Below are 2511 nucleotides of genomic sequence, written 5' to 3'. Positions count from 1 at the left end.
GACGATGACCAGATCGTGCCCTACGAGAACGCCGGCCCGCTGTCGGCGCGACTGCTGCGCAACGGCACGTTGAAAACCTATCCCGGGTTCCCCCACGGCATGCCCACCACCCATGCCGAAATCATCAATGCGGACATCCTGACGTTTATCCGCGGCTAAACGCCACAGGCTGCGCGCGGTCCTGCACGACGCGCGCAGCGAACTTGCCGGAAGGTTGCGCTCCCCGGCGAAAAAGTCACCGCAAACGCTTACAATCGCGCGACGTCCCAGCCATTCACACAGGCCCCCGGTTATGCCGCTCGACCCACCCACGATGTTGATGCTCACGATCGCCCTTGCCGGCGCCGCGGCGTTGTACCTGGCGATCGAGTGGGGCGTCGTCCGTGAACCCTCGTTGCTGTTCTGGAGCGCGGGCTTTGCGACCATCAGCGTGGGCTGCACCCTGGCGCTGTTGCGTGGCAGCGGCCTGCTGCTGATCGGCATCTGGTTCGCCAATGGCTTGCTGGTGACGGCGCACTGGCTGTTCCTGCTGGGCGTCGCGCGCTTCACCCAGACGCGGCTGTCCCGGGCCTGGTACCTGATCTTCGTCGTCTGGGTTGCCATGCTGTGGCTGCCCGAGGACCCACGCTGGTCGAAAGTCATGCTGGTGGTCAACTCGCTGCTGGTCGCCGTGCAGATGCTCAGGGCCAGCCTGCTTCTGCGCCCTCACGGCCGCTCGCTGAGCGTCGGCGCGGTGCAGCTGCGCTATGTGCTGCTGGCGCACGGGCTGTTCTATGTGGTCAAGGCGCTGACGGCCGTGGTGCCGGGCACGGTGGTCGACCTTGCGGCGTTTCGTGGCGAGATCATCCAGATCTCGCTGGTCGAGGGAGTAATGGCGGTGATGTTGATCGCGCTGTCGATGACCGGCACCGAGCGCTACCGCCGCGAGCGGCGCATCGCGCGCCTGGCGGCCCGCGACCCCTTGACGGCCCTGTACAACCGCCGCGCGCTCGAGGTTCGCGCCCCGCGCCTGCTGGAAGGGGTTTCGGCGGCGCGCCCGGGCGCGCTGTTGCTGATCGACATCGACAACTTCAAGCTGGTGAACGACTTGTACGGACACACCGCGGGCGACCGTTTGCTGATCGCCCTCAGCGAGATGATCCGTTCGGTGCTGCCCGAGGGCTCGCTGGCCGCGCGCCTGGGCGGCGATGAATTCGTCATCCTGCTGCGCGAGGCCTCCAGCGAGCAGATCGTCGCGCTGGGCAATGCGCTGCGCTACCAGTTCCAGGAGACCGCCTCGCTGACCTTCGCCACGCCCGCCGCGGTGACCCTGAGCATTGGTGCCAGCCTGTTCGACCAGCCCCCCGCGAGCCTGGCGGCGCTGATCGAGCAAGGCGATTCGGCGCTCTACGAATCCAAGCGCGGCGGCCGCGACAGCATCCGCCTGGTCGACCGGACGCTGGCCTGAGCCGCCAGCCGATTCAATCTGTGGGTCAGTTCAAATGCCCTGGCTGCGCCGGGCAGGGCTTCCATGACCGAGCTGGCCGCGCCAGCTCTTGTGGGAGCACGCCTTGTGCTGCGATTCGAGGGCAGAGCCCTCGCCGGGGCGCAGGATTACAAGATTGTGCGGCGCTGCACACGACGGGCCGCTACGCGCCGGGGCGCCACACCGCGCCTTTCACGTCCACCCGCCGCGGCAGCACCTTGTTCTCGAAGAACAGGTCCGCGGTGTGCTGCTGCGCGGCGACGATGTCATCGCTCACCGGCACGATCGGCGAGGCCGGGCGATGGGTGAAGCTGCGCCGTACCACCGCTTCAGGCAAGCCCATGAATGCCGCCAGCAGGGTGATGCTCCCCGCCTCGTCGCTGCGGGTCAGGGCTTCGGCCTGGCTGAGTTCATCCAGCAGCTGGCGGACGAATTTCCCATTATCTTCGACATAGCCTCGCGCACCGAGCATGAAGGGCCCGATCAGATCCAGCCCTTCCCCATTGGCCAGCCGTCGCGACTTGCCCTCGAGCTCGATGGCCGAATAGAACGGGTCCCAGATGGCCCAGGCATCGACGCTGCCCCGCTCGAAGGCAGCGCGGGCGTCGGCGGGTGGCAGGTAAACCGGCTGCACGTCGCGGATGCCGAGGCCCGCCTTGGCCAAGGCGCGCAGCAGCAGGTTGTGCGCGCTGGAGCCTTTCTGCAGGGCGATCCGCTTGCCCTTGAGCCCGGCAACGCTGTCGATCGGGCTGTCCTTGCGCACCAGGATCACCTCGGCCTGCGGCTTGGATGGCTCGGCGCCGATGTACAGCAGGTCGGCGCCGGCGGCCTGGGCGAAGATCGGCGGGATGTCGCCCGTCGAGCCGATATCCAGGGCGCCGATGTTCAGTGCTTCAAGCATCTGCGGCCCGGCGGGAAACTCGATCCACTGCACCCGGGTCTGAGGAAAGCGCTTCTCGAGCATCTGGTGCTGCTTGGCCAGCACCAGGCTGATGGAGCCTTTCTGATAGCCGATGCGCAACGCCGCGGGGTCGGCCGCCAGTGCC

The 2511-nt window shown here is 67.4% G+C and carries 3 protein-coding genes; 2 read left to right on the top strand and 1 reads right to left on the bottom strand.

The window, feature by feature from the left end:
* Positions 1–159 (top strand): alpha/beta hydrolase (locus tag VJS90_RS05915; protein ID WP_324119988.1); only part of this gene is annotated, 159 nt, incomplete at its 5' end.
* A gap of 133 nt (positions 160–292) precedes the next feature.
* Positions 293–1447: a GGDEF domain-containing protein gene (locus VJS90_RS05910; protein WP_324119984.1), complete on the top strand. Its 1155-nt coding sequence runs from the start codon at positions 293–295 to the stop codon at positions 1445–1447.
* Positions 1448–1628: 181 nt separating this feature from the next.
* Here the strand turns inward: VJS90_RS05910 and VJS90_RS05905 are convergent.
* A partial coding sequence (locus tag VJS90_RS05905; RefSeq protein ID WP_414704898.1) for an aliphatic sulfonate ABC transporter substrate-binding protein occupies positions 1629–2511 on the bottom strand: 883 nt, incomplete at its 5' end.

The organism is Pseudomonas sp., from assembly GCF_035277045.1.
In the GTDB taxonomy this organism is placed as follows: Bacteria; Pseudomonadota; Gammaproteobacteria; order Pseudomonadales; family Pseudomonadaceae; genus Aquipseudomonas.
The sequence above is the reverse complement of the archived record's forward strand: the minus strand, read 5'-3'. Positions and strand labels throughout refer to the sequence as shown.

Coding starts and splice junctions, on each gene's coding strand:
- VJS90_RS05910 (WP_324119984.1), top strand. CDS start 293: ATGCCGCTCGACCCACCCACGATGTTGATGCTCACGATCGCCCTTGCC.